At 39.2% G+C, this 26,186-nt stretch carries 34 protein-coding genes and 1 pseudogene; 5 read left to right on the top strand and 30 right to left on the bottom strand.

The window, feature by feature from the left end; genetic code table 11:
* Nucleotides 1-59: 59 nt before the first annotated feature.
* The 4 genes from AC0C45_RS13960 to AC0C45_RS13945 all read right to left on the bottom strand — a co-directional run bounded on the left by AC0C45_RS13960 (nt 60) and on the right by AC0C45_RS13945 (nt 3,514).
* Nucleotides 60-1,442: a sensor histidine kinase gene (locus AC0C45_RS13960; RefSeq protein WP_237892575.1), complete on the bottom strand. Its 1,383-nt coding sequence runs from the start codon at nt 1,440-1,442 to the stop codon at nt 60-62.
* Nucleotides 1,439-2,113: a response regulator transcription factor gene (locus AC0C45_RS13955; protein ID WP_472928212.1), complete on the bottom strand. Its 675-nt coding sequence runs from the start codon at nt 2,111-2,113 to the stop codon at nt 1,439-1,441. The genes AC0C45_RS13960 and AC0C45_RS13955 overlap by 4 nt, the downstream gene beginning before the upstream one ends.
* Before the next feature lie 163 nt (nt 2,114-2,276).
* Nucleotides 2,277-3,155 carry a PhzF family phenazine biosynthesis protein gene (locus tag AC0C45_RS13950; protein ID WP_257061937.1) on the bottom strand — a complete coding sequence of 293 codons (879 nt, stop codon included), beginning with the start codon at nt 3,153-3,155 and terminating at the stop codon, nt 2,277-2,279.
* A 14-nt stretch (nt 3,156-3,169) separates the two neighbouring features.
* The gene (locus tag AC0C45_RS13945) at nt 3,170-3,514 is read right to left on the bottom strand and encodes a YunG family protein (protein WP_047933725.1); all 345 of its coding nucleotides are present in this window, start codon (nt 3,512-3,514) and stop codon (nt 3,170-3,172) included.
* A 190-nt stretch (nt 3,515-3,704) separates the two neighbouring features.
* Here AC0C45_RS13945 and AC0C45_RS13940 point away from each other — a divergent pair, with 190 nt between their 5' ends.
* Entirely contained in the window at nt 3,705-4,478 is a 774-nt protein-coding gene (locus AC0C45_RS13940) for a DUF2628 domain-containing protein (protein ID WP_128820247.1), read from the top strand.
* Nucleotides 4,479-4,535: 57 nt separating this feature from the next.
* Here the strand turns inward: AC0C45_RS13940 and AC0C45_RS13935 are convergent, their stop codons facing one another.
* From AC0C45_RS13935 to AC0C45_RS13920, 4 genes are all read right to left on the bottom strand, one after another.
* Nucleotides 4,536-5,672, bottom strand: a complete 1,137-nt coding sequence (locus AC0C45_RS13935) for a GAF domain-containing sensor histidine kinase (RefSeq protein ID WP_034650452.1) — start codon at nt 5,670-5,672, stop codon at nt 4,536-4,538.
* Between the two features lie 80 nt (nt 5,673-5,752).
* Nucleotides 5,753-6,325, bottom strand: a complete 573-nt coding sequence (locus tag AC0C45_RS13930) for a GNAT family N-acetyltransferase (RefSeq protein ID WP_034650450.1) — start codon at nt 6,323-6,325, stop codon at nt 5,753-5,755.
* A gap of 77 nt (nt 6,326-6,402) precedes the next feature.
* Complete coding sequence (locus AC0C45_RS13925) at nt 6,403-7,611, bottom strand: NAD(P)/FAD-dependent oxidoreductase (protein ID WP_034650446.1); 1,209 nt, start codon at nt 7,609-7,611, stop codon at nt 6,403-6,405.
* Between the two features lie 457 nt (nt 7,612-8,068).
* A complete protein-coding gene (locus AC0C45_RS13920) occupies nt 8,069-8,362 on the bottom strand; it encodes a hypothetical protein (RefSeq protein ID WP_257061931.1) in 294 nt (97 codons plus the stop codon).
* Between the two features lie 516 nt (nt 8,363-8,878).
* Between AC0C45_RS13920 and AC0C45_RS13915 the strand changes: the two genes are divergently transcribed.
* Complete coding sequence (locus tag AC0C45_RS13915; RefSeq protein ID WP_013057978.1) at nt 8,879-9,025, top strand: YjcZ family sporulation protein; 147 nt, start codon at nt 8,879-8,881, stop codon at nt 9,023-9,025.
* Between the two features lie 314 nt (nt 9,026-9,339).
* Here AC0C45_RS13915 and AC0C45_RS13910 read toward each other — a convergent pair whose 3' ends face one another.
* The 3 genes from AC0C45_RS13910 to AC0C45_RS13900 all read right to left on the bottom strand — a co-directional run bounded on the left by AC0C45_RS13910 (nt 9,340) and on the right by AC0C45_RS13900 (nt 11,492).
* Entirely contained in the window at nt 9,340-9,786 is a 447-nt protein-coding gene (locus AC0C45_RS13910) for a GNAT family N-acetyltransferase (RefSeq protein ID WP_472928211.1), read from the bottom strand.
* A 20-nt stretch (nt 9,787-9,806) separates the two neighbouring features.
* A complete protein-coding gene (locus tag AC0C45_RS13905) occupies nt 9,807-10,190 on the bottom strand; it encodes a MerR family transcriptional regulator (RefSeq protein ID WP_472928210.1) in 384 nt (127 codons plus the stop codon).
* A 366-nt stretch (nt 10,191-10,556) separates the two neighbouring features.
* Nucleotides 10,557-11,492: an aldo/keto reductase gene (locus AC0C45_RS13900; RefSeq protein ID WP_472797048.1), complete on the bottom strand. Its 936-nt coding sequence runs from the start codon at nt 11,490-11,492 to the stop codon at nt 10,557-10,559.
* Between the two features lie 273 nt (nt 11,493-11,765).
* Between AC0C45_RS13900 and AC0C45_RS13895 the strand changes: the two genes are divergently transcribed.
* Nucleotides 11,766-11,981: a hypothetical protein gene (locus AC0C45_RS13895; RefSeq protein ID WP_013057984.1), complete on the top strand. Its 216-nt coding sequence runs from the start codon at nt 11,766-11,768 to the stop codon at nt 11,979-11,981.
* A 34-nt stretch (nt 11,982-12,015) separates the two neighbouring features.
* On the opposite strand, the pseudogene AC0C45_RS13890 reads toward AC0C45_RS13895, so the two are convergent.
* Nucleotides 12,016-12,937, bottom strand: a pseudogene (locus AC0C45_RS13890) (DMT family transporter).
* A gap of 108 nt (nt 12,938-13,045) precedes the next feature.
* On the opposite strand from AC0C45_RS13890, the gene AC0C45_RS13885 reads away from it, so the two are divergent.
* On the top strand, nt 13,046-13,945 hold the full coding sequence (locus AC0C45_RS13885; protein WP_237892584.1) for an AraC family transcriptional regulator: 900 nt from the start codon (nt 13,046-13,048) through the stop codon (nt 13,943-13,945).
* Nucleotides 13,946-13,975: 30 nt separating this feature from the next.
* On the opposite strand, the gene gvpU is transcribed toward AC0C45_RS13885, so the two are convergent.
* The 16 genes from gvpU to AC0C45_RS13805 form a co-directional block, all read right to left on the bottom strand.
* A complete protein-coding gene (gene gvpU, locus AC0C45_RS13880; RefSeq protein WP_013057987.1) occupies nt 13,976-14,392 on the bottom strand; it encodes a gas vesicle accessory protein GvpU in 417 nt (138 codons plus the stop codon).
* Nucleotides 14,393-14,415: 23 nt separating this feature from the next.
* Nucleotides 14,416-15,291: a YtxH domain-containing protein gene (locus tag AC0C45_RS13875; RefSeq protein ID WP_257061928.1), complete on the bottom strand. Its 876-nt coding sequence runs from the start codon at nt 15,289-15,291 to the stop codon at nt 14,416-14,418.
* A 36-nt stretch (nt 15,292-15,327) separates the two neighbouring features.
* Nucleotides 15,328-15,630 carry a gas vesicle protein gene (locus tag AC0C45_RS13870; RefSeq protein ID WP_013057989.1) on the bottom strand — a complete coding sequence of 101 codons (303 nt, stop codon included), beginning with the start codon at nt 15,628-15,630 and terminating at the stop codon, nt 15,328-15,330.
* A 21-nt stretch (nt 15,631-15,651) separates the two neighbouring features.
* The gene (locus tag AC0C45_RS13865) at nt 15,652-15,936 is read right to left on the bottom strand and encodes a gas vesicle protein K (protein WP_013057990.1); all 285 of its coding nucleotides are present in this window, start codon (nt 15,934-15,936) and stop codon (nt 15,652-15,654) included.
* On the bottom strand, nt 15,890-16,177 hold the full coding sequence (locus tag AC0C45_RS13860) for a gas vesicle protein (protein WP_013057991.1): 288 nt from the start codon (nt 16,175-16,177) through the stop codon (nt 15,890-15,892). Before AC0C45_RS13860 ends, AC0C45_RS13865 begins: the two co-directional genes overlap by 47 nt.
* A gap of 17 nt (nt 16,178-16,194) precedes the next feature.
* Nucleotides 16,195-17,004: a GvpL/GvpF family gas vesicle protein gene (locus tag AC0C45_RS13855; RefSeq protein ID WP_016764908.1), complete on the bottom strand. Its 810-nt coding sequence runs from the start codon at nt 17,002-17,004 to the stop codon at nt 16,195-16,197.
* Entirely contained in the window at nt 17,005-17,271 is a 267-nt protein-coding gene (locus AC0C45_RS13850; RefSeq protein ID WP_013084016.1) for a gas vesicle protein GvpG, read from the bottom strand.
* 1 nt (nt 17,272) lies between these two features.
* The gene (locus tag AC0C45_RS13845) at nt 17,273-18,040 is read right to left on the bottom strand and encodes a GvpL/GvpF family gas vesicle protein (RefSeq protein WP_016764909.1); all 768 of its coding nucleotides are present in this window, start codon (nt 18,038-18,040) and stop codon (nt 17,273-17,275) included.
* A gap of 14 nt (nt 18,041-18,054) precedes the next feature.
* Nucleotides 18,055-18,981, bottom strand: a complete 927-nt coding sequence (gene gvpN, locus AC0C45_RS13840; RefSeq protein WP_034650430.1) for a gas vesicle protein GvpN — start codon at nt 18,979-18,981, stop codon at nt 18,055-18,057.
* 28 nt (nt 18,982-19,009) lie between these two features.
* A complete protein-coding gene (gvpO, locus tag AC0C45_RS13835) occupies nt 19,010-19,276 on the bottom strand; it encodes a gas vesicle protein GvpO (protein WP_013057996.1) in 267 nt (88 codons plus the stop codon).
* A 75-nt stretch (nt 19,277-19,351) separates the two neighbouring features.
* Nucleotides 19,352-19,618 carry a gas vesicle structural protein GvpA gene (gene gvpA / locus AC0C45_RS13830; RefSeq protein ID WP_013057997.1) on the bottom strand — a complete coding sequence of 89 codons (267 nt, stop codon included), beginning with the start codon at nt 19,616-19,618 and terminating at the stop codon, nt 19,352-19,354.
* 19 nt (nt 19,619-19,637) lie between these two features.
* Nucleotides 19,638-20,111 (bottom strand): gas vesicle protein GvpQ, encoded by a 474-nt coding sequence (gene gvpQ / locus AC0C45_RS13825; protein ID WP_025751002.1) that lies wholly within the window; start codon nt 20,109-20,111, stop codon nt 19,638-19,640.
* A 25-nt stretch (nt 20,112-20,136) separates the two neighbouring features.
* A complete protein-coding gene (gene gvpT / locus AC0C45_RS13820) occupies nt 20,137-20,640 on the bottom strand; it encodes a GvpT/GvpP family gas vesicle accessory protein (protein WP_047933715.1) in 504 nt (167 codons plus the stop codon).
* A gap of 60 nt (nt 20,641-20,700) precedes the next feature.
* Nucleotides 20,701-20,961 carry a gas vesicle structural protein GvpA gene (gene gvpA, locus AC0C45_RS13815; RefSeq protein ID WP_013058000.1) on the bottom strand — a complete coding sequence of 87 codons (261 nt, stop codon included), beginning with the start codon at nt 20,959-20,961 and terminating at the stop codon, nt 20,701-20,703.
* A 442-nt stretch (nt 20,962-21,403) separates the two neighbouring features.
* Complete coding sequence (locus AC0C45_RS13810; RefSeq protein WP_013084021.1) at nt 21,404-21,889, bottom strand: general stress protein; 486 nt, start codon at nt 21,887-21,889, stop codon at nt 21,404-21,406.
* Nucleotides 21,890-21,997: 108 nt separating this feature from the next.
* Entirely contained in the window at nt 21,998-23,218 is a 1,221-nt protein-coding gene (locus tag AC0C45_RS13805) for an MFS transporter (RefSeq protein WP_257061926.1), read from the bottom strand.
* 109 nt (nt 23,219-23,327) lie between these two features.
* Between AC0C45_RS13805 and AC0C45_RS13800 the strand changes: the two genes are divergently transcribed.
* Nucleotides 23,328-24,197 carry a LysR family transcriptional regulator gene (locus tag AC0C45_RS13800; RefSeq protein WP_171776942.1) on the top strand — a complete coding sequence of 290 codons (870 nt, stop codon included), beginning with the start codon at nt 23,328-23,330 and terminating at the stop codon, nt 24,195-24,197.
* A 27-nt stretch (nt 24,198-24,224) separates the two neighbouring features.
* Here AC0C45_RS13800 and AC0C45_RS13795 read toward each other — a convergent pair whose 3' ends face one another.
* Entirely contained in the window at nt 24,225-24,704 is a 480-nt protein-coding gene (locus AC0C45_RS13795) for a DUF2798 domain-containing protein (protein ID WP_237892588.1), read from the bottom strand.
* 189 nt (nt 24,705-24,893) lie between these two features.
* Entirely contained in the window at nt 24,894-26,138 is a 1,245-nt protein-coding gene (gene gltP, locus AC0C45_RS13790) for a glutamate-aspartate/proton symporter GltP (RefSeq protein ID WP_016764917.1), read from the bottom strand.
* Nucleotides 26,139-26,186: the final 48 nt, after the last annotated feature.

Genomic DNA, 26,186 nt, shown 5'->3' with positions numbered 1-26,186 from the left:
CCTTTTTTAATTCTATTTAAAGTATAAAAATAGAAAATGAATGGAAGATGAACGGCTCATTACATTTTCGGAAGATAAACGTGAAAGGTGCTGCCTTTTCCTTTTTCGCTTTCAACGTGAATCGAGCCTCCGTGCATTTTGACAATTTGCTTTACAATCGCTAAACCAAGACCGCTGCTTCCTTCCGTCCGGCTTCTTGCTTTATCTTCTTTATAAAAACGATTAAAAATATGCGGGAGGCTTTCTTTTGAGATGCCGATTCCCGTATCTTGAAATTCCACGTGGCAATGCGTGTCTTCCATGCCAACGCGAAGAGACAGCGTTCCTCCTTCTTCCGTGAACTTTACGCTGTTTGTAATCAAGTTTGTCCACACTTGATGAAGCAGTTTTTGATCGCCTGAAATCATCGTTGAAGGAAGATCCATTTCAATGGCCAGCTCTTTTTCACGCCAGCTCCACTCCGTCATAAACAGCACTTGCTTGATTTGAGCTGCAACATCAAACGTACTTTTTTCGATATGCTCACTTTCTTTATCAAGTGAAGCAAGCGTAAGCAGCTGTTTGCTGAGCGAGGACATGCGCCGGCTTTCTTCTTCAATAATAGACAGATACTCATTTCTCTGTTTATCTGAAAGATGAGCAGAACGGAGCGTTTTCGAAAACCCTTGAATGGACGCCAGCGGAGACTGAATTTCATGTGACACGTTGGATACAAATTCTTGGCGCATCTCTTCAAGCTGCTCTAAACTTTTAGCCATCTCGGAAAAATGTGAAGCAAGCGCGCCGATTTCGTCTCGGCGCTTTACGTACAGCTCGACGTTGTATTTTCCTTTTGCCACTTGTTTTGTCGCTTCGGTTAGCTTGACAATTGGTTTTACTAAATAACGCGTGCTAATAAGTACAAATAAAATACTTAATACAATCATCAGCAGTAAAATAATTGAGAAAAAAATGCGCATTTCCCCGAACTGCAGCTGAATATCAGGGCGGATAAACAGCGCTTGCTGCTTGTTACTTTCTCCTTTTAACGGCACGCCGATGGTATTGGCTAACGCATTATCAAAAAACCCCGTCACAAACACCTGTGAAGGAAAGTTTGCAATTCCGTGATACATTTTGCCATCTAACACTTGTTTGACGGCACTCTTTTCTAATCGCTGATTTCTAAACTCCCGTCCGTAAAACGTCTCATGTCGGGTGCTGTCCACTACATATATTTGATAGCCCAATTTACTAATATGCTGTAAATAAGCTTGTTGATCCACGCCTCTATTGCTTTCGTAAAAGCTCGCAATGTCTTTTGCCATACGGGTAAGCTTTTGATCGTTATAAGGTTTTAAGCTGTACTGATAATAAACGTTTGCTAGAATAAACGCGAGGAGACTGCTAAATACCATTACAGCAATGGTTGTCAGGACAATCCGCAAATAGAGCGTCTTCATTTTGCGGTCACCTCAAGCTTATAGCCGACTCCTCGAACCGTCGTAATGACAAAATCATCGGTATGTTCAAACCTTTCGCGCAGCCTTTTCACGTGTACATCGATTGTGCGGTTATCTCCGTTAAAATCCGCTCCCCATATCAGATGAATTAATTCTTCTCTTGTGAAAATTCTTCCTGGATAGCTCGCAAGCTGAGCTAATAATTCAAATTCTTTCATTGGAAGAATTAACAGTCGCCCGCTGCAGTGCACTTCATAGCTTTTTCGGTCGATAGAGGTGTTGTTCAGCACGATCATTTTTTCATTTACCACTTCGTACCGGCGAAGCAGTGCTTTGATTCGGAAAATCAATTCTTTTGGTTCAAACGGCTTTGTCACATAGTCATCTGTTCCTGCTAAAAAGCCTTTTTCTTTGTCTTCCAGCTGATCTTTTGCTGTTAATAACATAATGGGAAAATCATAATAGCTGCGTATTTCTTCGCAAACTTCATATCCGTCTTTATGAGGCATCATAATATCGACAACCGCTAAATGAATGTGCTGCTTAGCAAGCAGACCCGAAGCTTCCTCTCCGTCTTTTGCTTCATGAACCACATAGCCTTCAAGCTGCAAATAGTGACGAACTAATTGCCGCATATGCTCATCGTCATCCGCCAGTAAAATGTGAATCATTTCTTCTGCCACTCCTTTTATCAACCATTTAAAATGGCGGCCTTTTAGCCGCCATCACTTATTCTTTCAGTATCTATCTGTTTACTAGTGTAACCAAACGCCGTGGTCCTATTGCGTTTTTATTAGGATAAGGATTTATTATGAACAGGAGATGAACGGCTTGTTACAAAATCCATTCACCGCGCGCAATCATCTCGACTTTTCCGCCTACTTGAATGTGAAAAGCCTCTCCATCATAACTAGCTTTTACATACAGCAGTGAAGGTCTTCCTATTTCGTATCCTTGTTCTACACATATGTCAATAGCTTGCTGATTAAAATAACGGTATTTAACTAAATATGCTGCTAAACAGCCGTTGGCGCTGCCGGTTGCTGCATCTTCTGGCACGCCGTAGTAGTCGGCAAAATCTCGTACGTTTAAGTGGTGATCTTGGTGATGAGTTTCCGGCGAAAAGACCATAATCGCTTTCGCTTCTGTATTTTCTATCAGTTTGAAATATTTTTCTTTGTCTACATTTATTTCTTTAGCTGCTTCTAATGATGTTAACGGGACAAGGATGACCGGCAGACCGGTGGATACTTCTTGAACGGGAAAACGCGTGTCGATATAAACTTCATCAAGGTTTAACACGTCCGCCACTTGCTTTTTATCTAACACTTTCCCAAACGTCGGCTGACCTTGTGTCATCCATAGTACATCTTTTTGTTCGTCATATGTAACGGGCGTAGGACCTGCTTTATAATGAAGAATAAGCTCCTCTGTATCTTTTTCTTTTAATTCTTCTCGGATAACATAAGCGGTACCGAGCGTCGGATGGCCTGCAAATGGCACTTCTTCATTAGGTGTAAAAATCCGCACGTTATATTCTCCTTTTGCAGAAGCAGACGTGATAAACGTCGTTTCAGAAAAATTAATTTCTTTAGCCATTTGCTGCATCTCTTTGTCTGAAAGTCTTCCTGCGTCTTTAAAAACAGCGAGCTGATTTCCCGTATATTTTCTCTGTGCAAATACATCAACAATGGAATACTGAATACTTTTCATTTATGTGTTCCTTTCTAAAGCAAATTTTCATGTATAAAATAGGTCATTACGTTTTTCTTTAAAGCCTCATATTGCTCCTTATTGGTATCCATAAACGCTTCTTCCCGACTGGACAAAATGTCTGCATAATGGAGAGGCTCGCGAAATTGTTCTTGGGTAAAATCACAGCGCTGTTCATCAAGCTGATTATAAAAATGCCAGCCTTCTTTACACGGAGTTTTTAAAATATATCCTCCTTTGATATCTTGAACGACAAGAGCTGTCACGCCGCACTGTCCCTTAGAAGGATTGTCAGCCGTCCACTTCGTGCTTGAATGAATTGACCACGATTGATGCAGGGCTTTCTTTAAACGATTCACGTTGGAGCACCTCCTTTTTCTTCAAATCTACCATATTTTTCTTTTTCATGAAACTTCTTGTTGAAAAACCCATAGCACAAATATTCTTACTTTAAAAATAATTTAAGGAAGAATAGAAAAATAATAGAAATAATGTATAATAATAGAGTCATTTTAGATGATAGATTATAACCAATGAAAGGTGTTTTAAATGGAAGAACAAGTAGTAAATGAACTCATGCCTTTTGAAGAAGAGCATAAAGTAGTTCGAACAAATACGTCCTATTATGATTTGAAATGGGGAAAAACAGCCAATCCAGCTAAAAACAACACGTGGAACTGGGCAGCCTTTTTTCTGACAAGCGCTTGGTTTGCATACCGAAAAATGTATAAGCACTTTTTTATTTTAACGCTTATTGAGGTAATTTGGTTTTCCCTTTTATGCTTTGTAGACATACCAGAGTGGTCCGATGCAATTGTGTTCGGCGGTGCTTCACTTATTACGGGGCTATGTGCCAACCGCTGGTATTATAAGCACGTTAAAAACGTGTTAGCTCAAGCCGAAGCCCAGCCAGAGCAGCGGAAAGAAGCTTATCTGCAAATAAAAGGCGGCACTCATATTGGAATTGCTATTGGTTTAAGCATCTTAGCGCTTGTGATTACTTTTGGAGTCGGAGCGGGATTATCACTTTTACCAACAAAAACGAATATTAAAGATGTAGTTCGCTACGGCGACGAAGCAATTACGCTTGAAACGTACAACGATCATCCAAAATGGACCTATATTAAAAAAGATGGCCGTCATCACGTTGTACAATTTACCGGCTACGATTATACAGAAAAAGAACATGTACGCATTGTGTTTAACGTTTATTTGGATAAACAAATTTACGAGTGGGACAAAATTTACATCAACGGCAAAAAGTTAAATAAAAAAGATGCGGAAGACTATGAATACTGGATTGAAGACAGTTCAGCATATTAAAAAGGTCAGCAAAAAAGAAAGGATGAGTGCTTGCTCTCCTTTCTTTTTTGTTTTATCTTAAATCGTCAAAGGCAGCTTCACCGTCACTACTGTCCCGTTCTCATCACTTTCAATCGCAAGCTTACCATTATGCTCGTTGATGATCGTTTTACAAATAGAAAGCCCTAACCCCATGCCTGTTCCATCTTTTGTTGAGAAAAATGGATTTCCTACTTTATTAATAATGGATAGCGGAATGCCAGAGCCGGTATCTTGAATGTCAATAATAGCCCAACCTTCCCATTCTTTAATAATAAGATTTACTTCCCCGCGTTTCTTTTTCTCCATTGCTTCAATGGCGTTTTTCAAAAGATTCATAAACACTTGTCTCATTTGAGCAGGATCGATTGAGACAAGCGGAATGGCTCCTTCTATTCTTACGTTCATTTCGACATTATACAGCGCAGCTTCACTTTTCAAGAAAGCAACGGTATCATGAATAACTTCTACAATCGATACGATTTCTTTTTTGGGCGCTGTTGGCTGCGTGACAAGCAAGAAGTTGTTAATAAGTTCATTCATACGATCCAGTTCATCAAGAACAATTTTTTGAAAAGGCTCCGCCTGTTCATTTTCATTAAATAAAAATTGAATAAAGCCGCGCACCGACTGCATCGGGTTTCGAATCTCATGCGCTAACCCTGCTGCTAGCTGCCCTACGAGCGCCAGTTTATCAAGCTGCAGAATTTTCTCTTCAATTTTCGGCAAAACAGCCGCTTGATTTTTATAAATAATATGAGACAAAATACCAGCCAGCCGGTTTAACCCTTGAATTTCACTTTCGCTAAACTGATAAGGATCCGGATCGACTGCACATAGGGTACCAAACATTCTCCCGTCTTCTAGCACAATAGGTGTTCCTAAATAAGAACCTACCCGGGCACCATCAATGATGGCTAAATTAGACGTTCTAACATCGCGTTTTGTATTGGGAATAACAAGGGGTTCATCACATGTGACTAAGTTGCATACCGCAAGTTCTAACGGCAGCGTCAGTCCATCCTCTACAAGGCTTCCCCCTTCTTTATTAAAGGCTTTCATAACTGAAAATTGTTCGTCGAAAATCCCTACAAACAGCGTCCTGCTTCCGACTACTTCGCTAGCCATCTGCAATACATCCCAAACGGCTTTTTCATTGATGTTCCTCTCTTCCATTACCTTAGTCACCTACTATTTAAATATAGACTGTTCTATTCTCTTATTCTCATTATAAATTTTAAATCCGAAAACGTATATCAAAATTTTAAGAACTCGTTTATTTCTTCTATTTCATCGTTAGGGTTAAGGGTAGCCAAGACTTGATGGTCCTCCCATATGCCGTTAATATTTACATTTTTTCTAGCTATTCCTTCCCTATGAAACCCTGCTTTTTCAAGTACTCGCTGAGAAGGCATATTACGAGGCATGACACCGGCTTCAATGCGGTGAAGATTCAGCTCTTCGAACGCATAGCCAACAAGTGCTTTTACGGCTTCTGTTGCGTACCCTTTTCCATTATGATGCTGATCTAGAAAATAGCCGATAAACGCGCTTTGTAAAGATTCGCGCATCACTTGAAAAAGACTAATGGTGCCAATTAACTTATTATTCTCTTTTTGAAAAAGACCAAAATAGTATTCTTCATCGTTTTTCCTCTTCTCTTCGTGACGCTGAATTTTTTCTACTTGGCTCTCTAACGTATAAAAAGAGTCCTCTCGAACCATAGAAAACTGTTCAAAAAAGCCGCGATTGTCCTTTTGCAACTGAAGGCTGTCGTGCGCATCGCTGACAGTTAACGGGCGTAAATAAATAGCGTGACCCTCTATCATACTATGTCTCTCCTCTACTTCAAGAAATGCATGTAAAAAAAGAAGGCTTTTTTAAAAACCTTCCATTTTCTCACATATTAAACTTTTCTTGTTTGAATGTAAAGTTCTAAATCACTGCTTTTCTTCGTTGTGATATGTTCTGCTATGATTTTAGCTAGCACCATATTATACACCGTTCCGTTATCTCCATATCCGCTTAGAAAGTAACAGTTAGGCATTTCGTCATATATTCCGATGAGGGGAAGGCCGTCATGAGTGCCTCCGTAATAAGCGCTTATGTAATAATCAGCTTCGACTTGAAGATGAGGAAAAAGCTTATTGAACTCTTTTAAAAGTTTGTCTCTTTTATGAACGAGTTTAGCATCACGTTCTTGCGGCACAATCGTGTTTTCATCAAGACCGCCTATAATGACTCGATTATCGGAAGTTGTTCTCATGTAAATATACGGTCGAGCTGTTTCCCAAATTAAATTTCGATTTTTCCATCCTGTAAAATCCTTTACAGGAGTCGTAACGATAGCATAGGAACTTGTGAGTACAGCTTTTTTCTCCCTCTTAAATTCTTGATTTTCATAGCCTCCTGCCATAATGACATGTTTAGCTTTGATTTGTGATTTATTTTTAGTAAAAAATACAGCTTCATCTTTTTCTAACTTTTGACCGACAATTTCTGTTTCTTCAAACATCCGAACCCCATGCTGTTTTCCATACTCTAACAGACCGAGTGTGAAGCTGTAAGGATTCAGCTCTGCATCATTTTTAATAAGCATTGCCATTCGTTTTTTAAATCCATAGTCTTTTTCAATTTGTTCTTCTGATAAGATTTCAGCTTCAAATCCATGCTTTTGCATATAAAAGTAGTCTTTATTTATCTTCGTGATATCTTCTTCATAACTTGCATAATACAAGCTGTCTCTTCTTATAAATTCTGCATTAATCGGAAGTTTTTTAGCTGCTTCCTCAATATCTGTAATAGCCTGTTCACACAGCTTATAATGACGGACTGTTTTTTCTTCTCCAAACGTGTTGACTAATTCGTAAAACAATTTATCTCCCAAATATTGAATAAGAGAGGTATTTACAATTGTACTTCCATGCCCTGCTTTGCGCTTATCAACCACAACAACATCAAGTCCCTGTTCGCATAAATAGTAGGCACATTGTGCCCCTGAACTTCCTCCTCCAATAATAAGAACATCACACTCAATATCTTCCTCTAGAGATGGGTATACAGGCGGCTTCGCTACAGTTGTTTGCCAATAAGGGTTTCCAGATAACAAATCCATGCAAACGCCTCCTTTCTTCTCTGTATTATGCCCAATATAAACTAATTTTTGCATGCAGCAGTGTGAAAGTATGTGGGTTAAGCTTTTTGAGGATAGTAAGCAGGTGATTAAAGAAGCCATCCATTAAAACTAATCTTCTATACAATAGAAGTAATCATGACTCTTAATACCATGAGCATATAAAGTCCATGACTAAAGTATTGATAAACATCATGTCGTGATCTTCTGCTTTAGACACAGAACCCCAGTAAGTGCGTAAATATATAACTTCTTCACTACATAAAAAATTCCACGCAAAAACCACCTGGAAACTCACCAGATGGTTTTTTATATTAAGTGGGGTGCACGCTCTGATTAACTGTGGATGGATATAAAGCCTTACGTTCCAAAACAGACTTCTTTATAGAAAAGAATGATGTGAAAAATATTTCTTCTGAGATTTTCCTTTTACTTGCGTTTAACAGCCGCAGCCAAAGCCATAGCCGCCGTATCCGCCGTAGCCTCCATACGGGTAACCACCGTAACCGTAACCGTAGCCGCCATAGCCATATGGTGATAACAGTGAGCCTGCTACTAGCCCCCCTGCTAATCCTCCTAAAAATGGACCTCCAAAGCCAAAGCCAAACGGGCGTCCGAAACCAAATGGTCTGCCAAAGCCAAACGGTCTGCCAATAAACCTTTCATCTGCTTGTTGAAGTTGATGATGATCTTGAGAATATATAGTAGGTAAAAAATGCATTTCTGAATTCATAAGAGAAACCTCCGTTTTTTTGTTTTTGCTTTCACCCATGAATATGCATTTACCTATTCGCTGTCTTGGGCAAATATCTTGGTTATGCTGAAAATAAGGGAAAAGAATTACGAAAAAAAGAAAATTACTAGGTTTATATGAAAATGAGCTTGATTTCTCTTTAGTACCTAATACATACAAAAAGAAGCGGATCCTGACTTAGAATGGTATAGGGAAAGTACTAACGTGTTTATTTCATAGTAAAAAATAAGAAGCCGAAGAAAAAATTCTTCGGCTTCTCCTTCATTATGTACGCAGGCTAAGGAGGAAGTGGTGTTAGCCTGCTTCGTTATAACATGGGGGCTCATATATGAGATCTTGGGATGATTCATCCTATGTAGAAAGTAAAAAAAAGTACCGTGTCCATCTTATTTTCTTATCTTTTTTTATTTTCATTGAAATCATTGGATATTTTTGGAGCACTTTTGCATTTCAGGCATATGTTAAAAATGTACTCAGAACTTGGAGGTGAAATATATGGGCTTCTATGGTGGCTGTGGTTATGGCGGTTACGGTTACGGCGGCGGCTGCGGGTTTGGCAGTGGCTTTGCTTTAATCATCGTATTATTCATTTTATTAATCATCATCGGCTGTGCTTGCTGGGGAGGATTTGGCGGTTGCTAATCATTAGAAATAGTGATGAACAGCTTCATTTCCGCTAATTTTTTTACCAAAAGCTAGCTTTCCACTTTATTATGAAAAAGCAGTGTCCACATAATGGGCACTGTTTTCAAATGTGCTTATGAACCAGGTAATAATAAGACTAGCCATTATAAAAAAATAGACTTTTTTAATCTGCCGTTTCTTGTCTATTTCTTCCCATCGCCTTATTTTTCTTGTTCATACTTCCTTTTCTTCTACATATTAATAGATAAAAAGATTAATTAAAAAGAGAGTCACTCTGCAACTCTCTTCCTGCTCTATGTAGATGCTAAACATTAAACAAACGTTTTTTTCAAGACAACGCGCTGATCATTGACAGTATAGCCGTTTCTTTCATAAAAAGCCTGTGCAGCTCCTCCAGTCGCCGTCAAGAGATACAAACTGTTGATATTGTGTCTTTGAAGTTCGTTCTCAAACCGGCTTAAGATAGCTGAACCGTACCCTTTTCCCTGCGCGCTTGCGCTGACGCAAAGCTCGGCCACGTAAAAGGTCATACCGCTGTATGATTTTTTTGCGTGACCTGCAATCATTCCAATCAACTCTCCTTGGTCATAAAATAAATAGCCCATAAATTTAGGTGTGTTCAGTAAATCAGTCAGCCTTTCTCTAGCTGATTTCTCTGTCCACGGCTCATTCCAAGGTGTTTTTGTAAATACATTCATATACAAATTAATGCACTGCTGTATATTCTCTGCAGTGAGAGGCACTACTTTTTTGATCATTTTTACGCTTCCTTTTTTGTTTAGTTTGAAGGCTTGTTAACAATTCGCTCGTACATTTCCGGCAGGTGCTTAATTTTATAATCAATCGTCTCAAGCTTATGATGGATTTCTTCGATTTCTTTTTGTACCGCTTTTTTATGATCCATCAGCATTTGCAGACTTTTATCAAGCACGGCATTTTCAAGCGTACAGTTTTCAATAAGCGTCCGAATGTCCTTGATTTGCATACCTGTGCTTTTTAAACAGCAGATTAAATCAATCCATTCAATATCTTGTTCTTTAAAAATACGATTCCCTGACGCTGTACGATCTAAAAATGGAAAAAGCCCTTCTTTATCATAATAGCGAATGGTATAAATTGTCACGTTCAATTTTTTTGCCATTTGTGAAATGGTATACGTCATACTGCTTCCTCCTACACCTTAAACTTTTCAAAAAAACATGATGAGTTTGTCTTGACCTCTAGTTATCTCGAGGATTTATTCTTTTATAGTCTTCTTCATTACGCTCTTTATGCTGCAGTTTTTTTGTACAAGCAGCAACATATATTTAAACCCGAAAGGATGAATACGATGAATACTGCTCACATGATGCTTACCATTGTAATTGGCGGTTTTATTGCCTTTTTGTTAGGTCTTGGCGTTACAAAAATAATTGAGCTGCTGCTAAATTATTTTCTAGCTTAACCAGTAGTTACTTATCGTAAAACGCAGGTAACTCCGTTCCATATCCGAACGGAGTTACCTGCTTTATTTTAAGAACTGCAGCTCTTAAGGCACCATGTTGCCAGCGGCTTTATAAATATCGTACCACTCTTCGCGCGTTAACTTGATTTCTGAACCTTTACTTGCATCATTCATACGCTGAATATTTGTAGTACCAAGCACCACTTGAATATTTGCAGGATGAGTTGTGATCCACGCAACGGCAATCGCTGTATTCGTCACACTATACTTACTTGCGATGCGATCAATCACTTCGTTTAGCTTTCCAAATTTCTCTTTGTCGCCTAGGAAAGGTCCTTCGAAAAATCCGTTTTGGAATGGCGACCACGCTTGAAGCGTTATATCATTTAAGCGGCAATATTCAAGCACGCTGCTGTCGCGGTTCACAGCTTGGTCGATGCCCATATTTAAAGAAATACCAGAGTCTATAATTGGCGTATGTGCAATGCTGAACTGCACTTGGTTTACGACAAGCTTTTGGTTGATATATTTTTCAAGCAGCTGAATTTGCGCTGGGTTGTGGTTCGACACACCGAAGTGACGTACCTTTCCGCTGCTTTGAAGTTCATTAAACGCTTCTGCTACTTCTTCAGGATCCATTAGCGGATCTGGGCGATGAAGTAATAAAAGATCTAAGTAATCTGTTTTTAAACGCTCTAAGCTGCCGTTAACAGAGTCTATGATATGCTTCTTTGAAAAGTCATAGTAATTTTTCGCTGCGTTAATGCCGCATTTACTTTGAATCACCATTTTCTCACGAAGACTTGAATTCATTTGTATAGCGTTTGCAAAATACTCTTCGCATTGTCCCACATAATCAGGACCGTAAATATCAGCATGGTCAAAAAAGTTAATTTCTTCTTCCATCGCTGTGCGGATTAGCTTCTCTGCTTCTTGTAAAGAAAGCTCTGTTAAACGCATATTTCCCATAATCAAATTTGATACGTGTAAGTCAGTATTAGCAATTGTATGATACTTCATATAAAGCCCCTCCTTGAAATGATACTACTACAAGATAAACCATAGAGTTAACTCTAGGTCAAGCAGAAAGAATAAAAGATTTTATAAGCAGCGACGGTAAAACACCCTATCTTTTTTGGTAAAAAGATGAAATACTAGGTTGTGGTGTGATAAAAGTCACTGCCGCTTTGCATTTCATTTAGTAGTATATGTTACGTTCTTTTCTTCCTTTTTATCGAAGCTTATTTCATAGCAATACATTAATCTATCAGGCAAAGGAGCTTATCAATTACTATGCAGAAAACGAAAGCAAAACGATTTGAAATACAGTATTCAGTTCTAAAAGATGAAGCCAAAATCAAAGGAACTTTTGTGATAGAATCTGCTAAAAACCGAGATGACGCATCAAGACTTGCTAAATTAAATGTTTCTACAAAAGAAAGAGTGTTTATTCAATATGTAAAGATTTTAAAAGTCAAACGAGTTTCTACAGATTCGGCGGCAAAGTGACATTGGTTTGCTTCTTCTTTTAGCAAGCCCCTATTTATGCTGAAAGTGTCGTCTTAGATGATGCTTGTTTCGTTCGTGTGAGTAATAGAACTAATCCAATAATACAAGCTGTGCCTATCCATTGATAAAAACCAAAAGGTTCTTTCAGCCAAACAACGGTTGTAATAACCGCGGCTAAAGGCTCTAAACTTCCAAGCAAACTCGTTTCTTTAGGTAAAAGACTTTGCAGGCTTTCTACATAAAACCAAAAAGCAAGCATCGTGCCAAAAATAATGACAAATAAAATATATCCGCAGGTTATTGGTGATAAGCTTGACGCTTCCCAAGGAGGATGAATAAAGCTCATTACGCTTCCCCCAATTACCATTGACCAGCCAACGATGACAAGCGAACTGTACTTTTTGATCAGCGGCACGGCATACAGCGTATAAAATGCTGCTGCTACACCTGACAGCACTCCCCAAACAACGGCAGATACAGGAACAGACAGCTGAGAAATAGAGCCGTTTGTTAATAAAAAAAAAGCAGCCCCCCAGTGCCAGCAAAACAGTGATGACGTCTTGTCGCGTAAATATAGACTGCTTGCGCAAAAGCAAATAAATGATAATCATCACCGGTGATAAATACTGCAGCAGCGTAGCTACTGCTGCATTTCCATGCTTAATAGAAGCCATATACGTATACTGAACGGCGAGCATACCAACTATGGAAAAAACGACGAGCTGAAAAGCTGATTTTCTGTTTTTCCATACTCCAAGTACGTGAGAACGATTACTTTTTATACATGAAATCATTAGCAGCAAAAAACCCGCAATGAGCAGCCGGACTGAAACAAGCCAGTCTACACTGATTTCAAATTCTTGAAAAAGCTTTTGAGCAACCGTTCCTCCCATCCCCCAACATATAGCTCCAGTTGTGGCAAAGAAGAACCCTTTTTTTCGGCTGAGATTGTTCATCTTTTATCCCTCACTTTTATTATAAGAATAGTGTTATAATAAGTGAAAAACGGGGCAGAAAATACGCATATTACATTAAAAAATATAAATATATTGAGGTGACTATGTATGCCAGCAGCCCATTTCAAAATTGATGAAAACTTAAAAGAGCTAACGACCCATCGCACCGTTGAGCTGCCAGTAGCATGTTATCAAACGACGATCGGCGATCATATAAACGGCTACATCCCTCTTCACTGGCATGATGAGCTTCAATTTGTATTAGTTATAAAAGGAGATGCGTCTTTTCAAATAAATGAAAAAACAGTGACTGTAAAACAAGGCTACGGACTGTTTATTAACAGCGGATGTCTTCATATGACTGAAGATATAAACAAATCCGGCTGCGTGTACATTTGTTTAAATGTTTCTCCTCATTTTCTTGTGCCGCAAGAGCTTTTTACAAATTACGTTTATCCCTACATTCATGCAACGAATCTATCACATTTATTCATCAGTCCAAAGCAATCCTGGGGAAATAACGTGTTAGAGTCTATACATAAGATACACACATGGATTCATAAGCAGCCGCACCACTATGAAATAGAGATTGCCTCTGAACTCAACATATTGTGGAAAAATTTAATTCTTAACGGGTTGCAGCTGAAATACAATGAAAAAGAAATGATCAAAAATCAGCGGATGAAGCAAATGCTCAATTGGATTCATTTGCACTTTGCTGAAAAGATTACGCTTGATGATATTGCCAAAGCCGGACAATTGAGCCGTTCTGAATGCTGTCGATATTTTAAGAAAATGTTAAAAAAATCGCCTTTGACCTATGTATTAAACTATCGAATTCAGCAAAGCCTAGTTATGCTGCAGCAAGCAGAAGCAAATGTGACGGATGTCGCTTATCAAGTAGGGTTTAATAGTACAAGCTATTTTATTAATCAGTTTCGAAAAGAAATGAAGATGACTCCGCTCATGTATCGAAAAAAGAAGCTGCACATTTCATCACATCACTAAAAAACGGCGGAGCAATCACCCCGCCGTTTTTTATGAACTCTTTTTACTCGTTGATTTTGCATCAGAAATCTTTCCTAAGAAAAACCCGTCTACTTCTGCTATTTTCCCTCTCCAAAAGATCTTTCCTTTAGAAGGAGTAGATTTACTGTCTCCACAGTAAATCTTTGTATTTTTCAAATGAATAAAATGGGCTTCTGCTTCTCCGTTTGATTCGCTCGCTTCGCTTGCTAAAGAGAATTGTTCGCTTAGCGCCTGAGCCACTTCGCTGCCTTCTTCAAACGTTTCGCTTAAGTAATCAAAGTATTCTTTTGCTGAAATCATGGTACCGGAAATCACAGCGCCGTTTACATTTAATGAAATATCAAGTGAAAAGCCATGTTTATTAGAAGCTTTCACAAAGTATTCAAGCGTATTGTCTTTAGTTGAAAAAGAAGGGCCTGTACTCATGTCTTTCTTTCCTCCTTTACGCCTTAGGCTGTTGTGTCGTCTTCACTAGAAAGAGATGTTGCGTCATCATCTTCATCATCCGTGTTTTTCTTTGCTTTTGTATTTTTTGATTTTTTAGCTGTTGACTTTTTTGGCTTCGCTTCCTTTTTTTCTTCTTCGTTTTCATCTTCGTCGTCTTCTTCTGTTGTTACTTTTTTATTTTTTTTGTTTGAGCGAGAATCTTCCTCTTCTTCTTCGCTGTCTTCGTCACTTTCACTTTCTTCTTCCTCTTCTTGCTCAGCTTCTTTTTTATCCTTTTTACGAGCCTTAGATGTTTCTTCTTCGTTTTCATCGTCCTGCTCGTTTTCATCGTTCTCTTCTTCGTCGGAATCTGTATCTTCCGTTTCTTCGTCTTGATTTTTATTGAGGCTAAGCTCAACAAGCATGTTCATTTTTTCTTCAAGCTGTGATAAGCGATCTTGAAGAGTTTGATTTTCTTCTTTTAACTCGTCGTACTCTTGAACGTTATCGTCTTCTGTTTCGCTACTAGAAGAATTTACGTTTTCTTCATCATCTTTTGATTTATCTTTATCTTTATCTTTTTTAAACAAGCTTCCCGCAGATGTTTTCAGGCTGGCCACACTGCTTTTTGATTTTTCTTTTACCTTTGTTCCTAAATCAGATGCTTTGCTTTTTAATTCGTCTGTATCAATGCGGTCAAGGAGACTTTTTCGATTTTCAGGAGTCGATACATATCCAATCGTTGCACCGATGATGCCTCCTGCTACCGCTCGTTTGATTGGCCCGCTGCTTGTTGTTTTGCTTGCTTTTGAACCGTTCTTTTCTTTTGAACCGTTTTCCGTATTTTTATTTTCCTTGTTTTCTGCCTGTGTGTTATCTAATTTTGTTTCAGTTGCCATTGTAAATCCCTCCATTTTTTAAGTAGCATACAGTTTTTAACGTTTCGTTTCTATTTTTTCTTCAAGCGTTTTTAACCGCTCATGCAGCATTTTATTTTCTTCTTCGAGCGCTTTGTTATTGGCTCCTTTTGAACTGAGATAGGGATCATTTTCCCACCAGTCCATGCCGATTTCTTTTGCTTTATCAACCGAAGCCACAATCAAGCGGATCTTTATCGTTAATAGCTCGACATCTGCAATTCCTACGGTGATGTCCCCTGCTATGACGACTCCTTTATCCAAAATCTTTTCGAGCACATCTACAATCGTACTTGACTGCATATTATGTTCGACTGCCATACTGTTCCTCCTACTGACCGCTTAAAGCAGGCTGCCTAGCGGTCCAAGATCAATATTTAAATCTTCTGCGTCCAGACCGAACACCTCTTTCAACTCGTCCATTTTTTCTTCTAAGTTCATTAGTGCAATTCCTAAGTTTTCAATTTGTTCGTCCGTCAACGTTCCACCCTCCACCCGCCTCATGGCATGACGTTCAACGATTTGCCTCAATAGCTCAATAACTGTCATCACAAGCTGCGCTAAGCCTTGTTCAGCTTGATCAGGATCCAAGTGGATTCGTCCATTTGCTTGGCTGACCGGTTGCATCCATTAATTCCTCCTTTTGTTTATCAAATTGTTCAGAAGTGATTGGTTTGCGATTTCCTTCTTTTGCTTGCACCAGCGTTTCAACCGAAGAAATAAGCACCCGCAAATCCAAATACACTAAATCGACGCCGGCTATGGAAATGATTAAGTCTCCTTTAATGGCCACTCCTTTATCTAAAATGACATCTAAAATATCAATAAGAGCAATATCTTTATTCTCCATGGATTGTTTAAGAGACATAATGTTAATTCCTCACTTTACGCAAAGCTCGAGAAATGATAGGGCGGCCATGGTCCCGTCACTTCAAATTTCCAGCCTTTATTTTCAAGCTTTTGCTGAAGCTCTTCTATTTCGGTTACAAACTTAGTGATCTGCAAAGACGGGAGAAGAAACACGCTGTTCCACGCCATCTGTCCAGCTGCGCCCGTTACGTCCTTGCTCCAATTCTTTTTAACAGAGTCATAAAGCGATAATTCTTTAAGCTTGTCATGTATCTCTTCACACACTTTATTTTTGTGAAGTTCTAATTCTCTTTCAATCAGCTGATCTATTTTTTTCTTTTCAAAAAACTGTCTTCCTGGTGATAAGTGACTAATTTCTTCTTTTTTCGCTTTCACGCTTTCATTCGTTTCGCTGATTCCTTTTTTAAGCTCCGTATCATCACAGTAAATCTTCACGTTCCACTCTTCATTTCCTTGAAGCAGCGTCAGTGAATTCTCTATCTTTTCTTTGTTAATCTCAATAGCTGCCTGCAGACTTTCTTCACCTTTATAAATGGTACAAAATTTTAATGGAATGATCGTAAATTCTTCGTACAAAGCGGCTACCGTCTCGTGATGATGAAATGCTTTTTCCTGCAGCCAGCTCATATCCTGCTCCATTTTTTCTTGAATCACTTTTTCTGAATAGGTGTCAGCATCCAGTTTAGAAACGACAGCCGTCACCTGATCAAATGCAATTGGGTACAGTGAATGTTCTCCGTCAAACCCTTTATAAGATGGAAACGGCTCTATGGCTGCTGCTTCTTTTGTTGGAATTAAACCGTATAAATACAGTAATTCTCCCATCTAGGATTCCTCATTTCTTTTTTTTGTTAGCTCTTCCCATTGTTCAATTTCTCTGCGCTTCGCAATTTCGTACCTCATTAACAGTTCATCTTCTTTTTCTTGAAACGCTTCTTCCGGAATTTCACCAAGCTCAAACATCATTTGAAGCTGAATGAGTTTTTGCTGAATCGTCGGAAGGTCATATAACTGTTTATCAGCTTCTTCCTGTACTTTCTCGCCGATTTTCACTACAAGGTTAATAGGTGCGGTTACTAATTTGTGAAGCACGTTATTTCTCTTCTACTTTTAGGCGAATGTTCACAAAATTATAAGCAGGCCAAGGACCGCTGTAATGAAAATCGGCTTTGTCTTTCCAGTTTTCATGCGCTTCATTCACTTTTTCATCAAACTTCGCTTCATCTTCTCGGTTAATTAAGAAAGACGCGTTCAAAAGCATCGTTTCGCCCGTTGGCTCATTTGCTTTTGCTGCTTCCGCTGCTTCTTCAAGCGGTGAAAACACATCTGTTTTGACTTCTTTTTGCAGGGAAGTAAACATCTTTTGAGCCATTCCTCCAAGCTGAATACGCTCATAATAACCGGCTGCTTCTGATTTTCCTTTTACGGATGCTGATACTTTTTCAAGTTCAGGATTTTCGTTTACTTTTTTCTCAAGCCATTCTTTTTTCCCAATTACTTTTAAACCGACTTCAATTTTTCCTTTGATCGCTGGAAACAGCTTTTCAAACTGCGGATAAAGGTTTTCCAAAAGAACTTTTACGTCTTCTTTTGATTTGAATACATTCCCAAAGCTGATTGGAATAACCGTATCGTTCTTGTCCATAATCGCTGCTACTGCGTTTTGATGCATTAATAAATTTTGGCGATTGGGATGATAAATTTTCATCGGTACTTCAGCTGCTACCATAGCTGCGTCTTTGTAGCGAATCAAAAATGTTTCAGCTTTTGTTCCTTCTACTTCTACCGATCCAAATTCTTCGTCTTTATCCGTTTGAATGGCGCTAAAAATATAAATACCTGTTTCGTTTGTTTCACTCATGTTTTCAAGCTCCTTTACTTTTCTTCCGTGTCTATATTCTTACACTCTTCTAAAATGATTTTTTCGGCTTTGCTTTTTGCATTTTCTTCATCCAAACATTTGGTAAGCGGATGATGCAAAATATCCATACATAACGTTTGAAAATCTTCGTCATTTCCATCGATAGCAATGTCTTGCTGCGTGGCGAGAGTAGCGATCATAAGCGAAGCCCGAAGGCTAAGTCCGCTGCTATTTTCGTCTCCAGAGCGGTTTCGCACGTTTGCTACGAGCGTTACAATTGTGCGCGCTTCGTCTTCTTCTACGTCCGTTTTCTCCGTTAAAATCGCTGTCTCTCTGTCGATGTCTTTATAATCAATAAACATGGTAATTAACCTATCAAGAAGCGCATCTTGCGTATCGTATACGCCGGCATACTCAGCTGGATTGCTTGTGAAGATGACGCGAAAATCAGGATGCACGCGCACAAAAGGATCGGTCATTTTCACTCCATACAGCGGAAGCACGCCTTCTTCTAATATTGATAGAAAGATATTATTCGTTGCAGGCTTAGACCGAGTAAATTCGTCGTAAATCAGCGTATAGCCATTTTTTACAGCTTCAAGCAATCGGCCATCCTGCCAGTTTTCACTCACTTGTTCATCTTTTTTATAGACAGAACGAACATACTGATCGATTACTTTTTTGCTCGTGTATCCCGTAAAATCGCCAATTAAATCTTTATTGTTGAGCTCGTGATTCCCGTGCATCAGCATTACAGGACGCTTTCTCTTTTTAGCAAGCGCTCGCGCTAAAGAGGTTTTGCCTCCGCCGGCAGGACCTGTAAAATGAATGGAATAGCCGGACTTCAAATAGCTCAGCGCTCTTGAAAGAACCTCTTTTGTCTCGTCATCTTGTATAAAAGCTCCACTGCCTTTTTTCCTTTTGTCTGTTAAGACGGTCATTTTTACGTTCCTCCTGCCATCTTATCGTTTATGCTTCAATGCCAATGGCGCTTCTATATCTGACGTCGAGTCGTTTGAATGAAATGACTTCTTTTTCTTTATTTAAAAAGCACTCGTACGTTCCGAGCATTTCATCTTTGGCGTATTTTTTCATATATTCTCGTTCTTCAATGACTTCAACAATAACTCTCCAGCCTTCATCTTCAGTAGCTTCCACCGAGGTAATTTTATGAGGAGGAGCTACGTGTTCACCGAAAAAGTCGTTCACGGCTTGCATAATTTTTTTAATTTCCATTTTTAGTAGCCTCCAATAGTTAGATCTAAAAGCTGGAACCACCCTCAAAAAAGGAAGGTTCCATATCACTTCATATTAAATACTAAAACGCGGCTGTCCTTCACTTGAATTTGAACGTTCAGGAAGACCGTTTTCTTCTACGTCGTCACGAAGAAGCCCTACTGCTTCTGCGTAGCGTAACCATGTATCAACACTGGCAATAACCACTCGTGCTTCAATCGTTAAAATCTCAATTCCTACAACAGAAACTCTTGCAAAAGCATCAATAACAATTCCTTTATCTAAAATACGGTCAATGACTTCTGCTAAACTTGAACTATTAGTACTTTTTTGAATAGACATATCTCATTTCTCCTTTCGCTTATGAGCCCATTGTTTTTAAATCTGTAGATGATTTAATATCATTGGAACTTTTAATCTTAGTAGAGCTTTTAATATCCGTTGCTTTTTTAATCTGATTTGCGCCTTTTATTTTCCGCTTATTTTTTGACTTCTCTTTATCGTCTGAAGAAGAAACTTTTTCTTGAAAGTTTTCTCCAGCTTCTTTCACATCGCTAAGCTTATCTTTTACTGATAGTAAGACGTCTTGGAGCTTTTCTTTTGCGTCTTCCCCTTTGCCGTGTACCTTTTGGGCATTTTTTTCTTTTGTTTCCTGCAGTTTTTCTGATGCTTCATTTGCTTTTTCCTGCAGTTTCCCTTCAGTTTTTTCGACAAATTTTTCTTTCGCTTTTTCTTTAACCTTTTCTTCTACCTTTTCCTTAACAGGTTCAGGTGTATGATCGATGATCTTTTTTCCTGCTTTTAAGGCTGCTTTCTCCACATCTTTTTTATCCATGAAATTCCCCTTAAGGACGGATATCTTACTTCTTCGCGTCCATGAGTTTGTTTAGCATCTCTTCAATGCGCTGCAGCTGGTCGTTCATATTTTTATTTTCTTCTTTTAGCTCTTCGTACTGAGACGTTTCCATTTCTGCGCTTTGGCTGACTTCTTCCTGCGCATTTCCCTGTTCATTTGATGCATCTTCTTTTTTCTTTTTAGGTGCCAGCAGCTTGCTTAAATTGTCTTTTTCAAGATAGCCTGTAGCCGTCTGTCTTAATGCTCCCATCGCTTGCTGCGTTAGAATATCCTGTGCGTTTCTTCTTAACTCTTGTCCTGTCGCACGTACAATTTCTGATTGTCCTAAGCGGCTGAGTACTTTTTTACTCGTTTGAGGACTTGAAAGAAGTCCAATTCCCGCTCCTACTACGCCTCCTAAAATAGCAAGATTTAAAGAGTTTTGCGTTTTTTCTTCCTGCTGCTGATTTTGTTGTTTTTCTTCCTGCTGCTGATTTTGTTGTTTTTCATTTTGATCAGTTGTTGTCATGTTCCATCCTCTTTTCTCTTATTATTATTTATTTAATGAATCTTCTAATGATTAAAAGACTTAAAAGCTAAGCCCTGCTCCTCGCTCCTCTGTTCGGCCAGGCAGCCCTTCTTCCTCTACTTTGTCGGTTAATAACCCGACGGCTTCTGCATAGCGAAGCCACGTATCAACACTTGCAATAACGACTCGTGCTTCAATCGTTAAAATTTCAATTCCTACGAGTGATACTCGGGCAAAAGCATCGATGACAATCCCTTTGTCGAGAATTCGATCAATCACTTCTGCTAAACTAGAACTATCTGTACTTTTTTGAATACTCATTTTAGCAGCTCCTTTCGAAATTTAGCTAAATGAATGATGCTACTAATCAACCTGCTTAACTTTTCAAGTAAACATACTTTTGAAATATACTTTTTAGCCCTCTTTCAAACATGAATAATTTACTAAAAAGTAATTCCTGAAAATAAATTAGAAAATTATTCTACTACGTATAATAATTAACAGTTAATTATTGGATGAAATTTGCGCTTAAATCCTTCTGTTAAAGCTTTCATCAAGATTTCAATCCCAAAATAAAACAATAAATACATTATTGTTACAATAATATTACGTTATAATTTAAGGGATATTATTATTCGATACACCATGACATATTTTGATATTTTTAACTATTATGGAATATTATTGTTAGATTAGTGTGTTTAAATCAGTGCATAAAAAAATCTGCCGCACTGCGACAGATTTCTCCTCCATATCATACGTTCTATAAAATCATTCCGGTTAAAGGAGCTTTCGGGTTTCCATCATGATCTGAGTCTTCTTTGTCTACTAAAACAAGCAAGCTGCCTTCTTTGACTGAATCATTATATTGTTCGGCCTGCTGTTTTGGAATTCCCATACTTACTAAAATACCAGACAGACCTCCTACGCTCGCACCAGCTGCCGCACCTGTTAATGTAGCTACAATAGGACCAGCCGCCACAATTGGACCTATTCCTGGTATGGCAAGAGCCCCGGCACCTGCTAATATTCCGGTCAAGCTCCCTAGCGTACCTCCGGTAAGTGCTCCAGTTGCTGCCCCTTCTGCTTTTGTATTCGTTTCTTTCTGAACTTTTTTGGTCTTTTTATGTTTGCCGATGATAGATATTTCTTCTGATGCGTATCCTTCTTTTTTCAAACTCTCTACAGCTTGAATTGCTTCTTGTTCCGTTTCGTATACCCCCACAACATTCTTTGCTTTTGCTTCCATACTATCTCCTCCTCATTAATGTTGTGTGTACCCGGGAGTATGGCTTTGAAACGTTTTAGAGGATAAGAGGTCTTCTCTATTCTTAAATAAATAGCCCTAAATCACTTTTTATTTAGTGACGTTTTTATTTAAAAATGAATGAACTCGCTCTTTTTTTAACCATATTCCTCCACAAGCAATGAAGCATGCAACCGTACTAAAAGCCAACGCGTAGCTCCGGAGCCAATCTACAAGGAGCCCAAACCAAATTGGTGCGAGCACGATGGCGAATTGATTGAGCGTTAACGCAATGCTTACCGTTAAACCAATAAAACGATCATCCGCTTTTTCTGCTATTAGCACGATAAACAAACTAAACCAGCCAATTGCAAAAAAACCGAGGCTAAAACAAACTGCAGTTAGTAGCCAAAAAGGCAAAGTAAATCCAATATAAGAAATAGCTATTATTAGTCCTGCAGCCATCCAAACCGTCACTTGCAAAGGAGTTCTTCGATTTCCGTTATACACATAATCACTTATCCAAGCTAAAACAATTCTCCCCACCATTCCGCCTAACAGTGTGATGCTCAGCATGATGCCAGCTGAAGCAAAATCCATCTTTATGGCTTTCGTTAAATAGCTCATAAAGTGCGCAACGAGAATCATTTGAAGAGAAATCATTGAAACACCTACAAAAAACAGCGGATAGAGCGCTTTATCTTGAGAAATGCCCTTGATTTTTTGAAGAAGTGTAAATGTTTCCTTTTTTTCTGACGATGATGATTGCTCTCGGTAGAATACAAAAAAAAGAAGGCCTCCTCCGATAGCTGCCGCTGCCTGTACGAGAACAGCCCCATGCCATCCGTATTGATAAAACAGCAGCGGTAATGCTGCTGAAGCGACAGCGCCTCCAATCGGTATTCCCGTTTGCCGAATCCCCATGGCAAGCCCTCTATGATGAGAAGGAAACCACTTCACCACTGCTTTGCTTCCTCCTGGCTGTGCTGTTCCATACCACACGCCTGCTGCGAGAAGTACGCCTGTTAGATACAAATAATGATCAGCGCTATAGGCAAAAAGCATGCTTATCCCCAGCAAAATAGATCCTCCTCCTACAAGCCACCTTTCTCCATATTGATCCATCCAGTTCCCAAAAAGCAGCATGGAAAAAATCGGGCCAATTTGAACAGATGATACGAGCAGTCCTGTTTGAAACTGCGATAAATCATATAGTCTTTGCCAAAACGCTGCCAACGGTCCTACCCCGTACGTGACAAATGTTGCACATGCCTGAGAAAGAGTGGCAACAAATAAAATCATCCACTTATAAGAAGCTTTTTGTCTGCTCATTTTCTCTCCTCCACTTCTACTTTCAGTGTAGAGAAGGAATAGTATCATGTAAAATAAGTAATAAAGATAAAAGTCATCAATAAAAATGATAGCTGAAGGAGGAGATTTTATGGATATAAAAGATTTACTTGTTTTTACAACGGTAGCAGAAGAAAAAAATATTTCAAAGGCAGCCAAAATCTTAAGCTACGTGCAGTCGAATGTGACGATGCGAATTCAACAGCTAGAAGCTGAACTCGGCACACAGCTATTTGAACGAAGCGGTAAAGGCGTAACGTTAACTTCTAGCGGAGAGCTGTTGCATCGTTATGCTGAACAAATTCTGCGTTTAACCAATGAAGCCACGGCAACTGTTCAAAGCAGTGCGCACACGCCGATAGGGCCTTTAAAAATAGGTGCAACTGAATCCACCGCGGCTCTTCGGCTACCGCCTTTGCTTTCTACTTATTGCACTGCCTATCCGGATGTAGACTTCATTTTAGAAACACATACAACCGATGTTCTTATTCACCTGGTTTTAACCCGAAAACTTGAAGGCGCATTTGTTGCAGGCAGCTGTGCACATCCTGATCTAAACTCTTTATTTACTCAAGATGAAGAGCTTGTACTTGTGAGCCGCCACCCTCTTCCTTCTCTTTACAGCCTAAACGATATGAATTTATTAGCATTCAGCAGCGGATGCGCATATCGACATACGTTAGAAATGCTGTTGACAAAAGAAGGCGTGTTTCCAAAACGAATATTAGAATTTGGTACGATTGAAGCGATTATTGGGTGTGTAAAAGCAGGTATGGGCGTAGCTGTAATGATGAAATCCATTGTATCTAATCACGACCATTCATTAACTTTAACTCCGCTGCCGCAGCCATATAGAAAGGTTCCCACTTTTTTTATTACGCGAAAAGATGCTTTTGTATCGGCGGCTTTACGTGAATTTTCTTCTCTTCTTACCGAACAGCTTTACATTACAAAACCCTAAGAAAATAGGCGTTCTTAGGGTTTTGACTTAAGCCGCTGCCGGATTCTTTTTCACAAACTTCATGAACAATAAGCGAACTAGAGGTCCCATGATGAGAAGCTGAAGCGGGTAGGCTACGATAAAGTTTTTCATCACGATCCATGCATAGCTTGAAAGAAGCGACTCTCCGCCTAAACCTTTCGTAAGCGACATTGTAATTAATCCGTATACCGACATGGAAAGCACCATTCCGATCACCATACATGATGACAAAATCAACACGACTTTTAACTGTTTAGACTTATCAAGCGGCAGTGAAAATGCTACTTTTTTTGCTACGGGACCAACGAAAAAAGTTTCGACAGCCAAGGCAACTACAAACGTGATAACCAAGTTCAAAATACCTTCTGCAAGAGTGATATGCCCGATGACGTCATTCATTAACATGTTATACATCGTCATCACAAGCACCATCCCTCCGCACATCATCATTCCAAAATACATACTCTCTTTTTTAGTTGTGGGCACATTCCTCATCCTTTTTACTTGGCTTAGTATAGCTTTTTATCTTCCTTCTTCGTAAGTGAACATTTTGTGAACACTTGTAAGCGGCTGCTCCTCTTTTTGTGGAGGGATGAGTATGACAAACCACTCTAGTCTGTATCTTTGAAACGTAAACAAAAACCCCCGCTTTATGGACTAAAGCAGGGGTTCATTTTATAGAGATTCCGTGTGCGACCCGGGCGGGATCGGCGTTTGGGTGCGGAATACTTTCTCCCATTTCGAGACGACGATACAGGCGATCGCGTGGCCTGGAACGTTGACTCCTGTTCTGGCCATATCCATGATGCGGTCTACTCCTGCAATAATTGCCACTCCTTCAGCCGGCAGACCTACTGCGTTGGCTGTTGCTAAAAGAACAACAAGTGAACCTGACGGGACAGCCGCAATTCCTTTACTTGTCATCACGAGTATAAGCATCATAAATAATTGCTGAGTTAATGGCATATCGATGTTAAAAGCCTGTGCTAAAAAGACGCATGAAACGGATAAATACAGTGTGGAGCCATCACAGTTTAATGACAGGCCCGACGGAATAACGAACGACACAACTCGTTTAGGGCATCCGTACTTTTCCATCCGCTCCATCAGCTGTGGCAGCACCGTTTCCGTACTTGTTGTTGAAAACGCAATAAGAAACAAGTCCCAAATCATTTTGAATACTTCAAAGTAGTTGAATTTGAACAAAAACCCAACAAGCGGAAATAAAACAAATAAAATAATAAAAAGACCTAAAAAGACGGTTCCAATTAGCTTTAGCATTGGAAGCAGAAGTGCAATGCCGTATTGACCTACAGATGCAGCCATTAGCGCTAGTACACCAAGAGGCGCTGTGACCATAACAATTTGCGTTAATTTAAACATAATTTTAGCCGTAGATTCAAAAAACTTCATTGCAGGTTCGGATGCTTTACCGACTCCTGAAGCGGCAACACCGAATAAAATAGCAAAGAAAATCACAGCCAGCAAATCATTTTTTGCCATCACATCTACGATATTCGTTGGAATGATGTTTAAAATCATTTGTTTAAAGTCTACGACTTTGTCGGTGTACTGAGACAATTCACCGATATCTTTTTTAACAAGATGAGAAAGATCGAGGCCTACTCCGGGCTTTAGCAAATTCACTAACAACAGACCGATTCCTAATACGATGGTAGTAATGATTTCAAACCAAATAATCGTCTTTAACCCTAGACTCCCCATTTGTTTCATACTGCCGCTTCCCGCAGCACCTATGACGATGGTTGAAAAGACAATCGGCACCACAATCATTTTAATGAGCCGGATAAACCCGTCCCCTACCGGTCTTAAAGCCATCCCAAAATCCGGAAAAAAGTGCCCGATAACAGCTCCGATTACTAATGCAATTAAAATTTGAAACGCTAAAAACTTTTTCACATTTCTACCTCCCTTTCGCCTTCATGAAACGGACATCCATTCCATTAA

It is taken from the genome of Priestia sp. VA7, from assembly GCF_055710015.1.
Note: the sequence above shows the minus strand (reverse complement) of the source record. Positions and strands in the feature narration are given on the sequence as shown.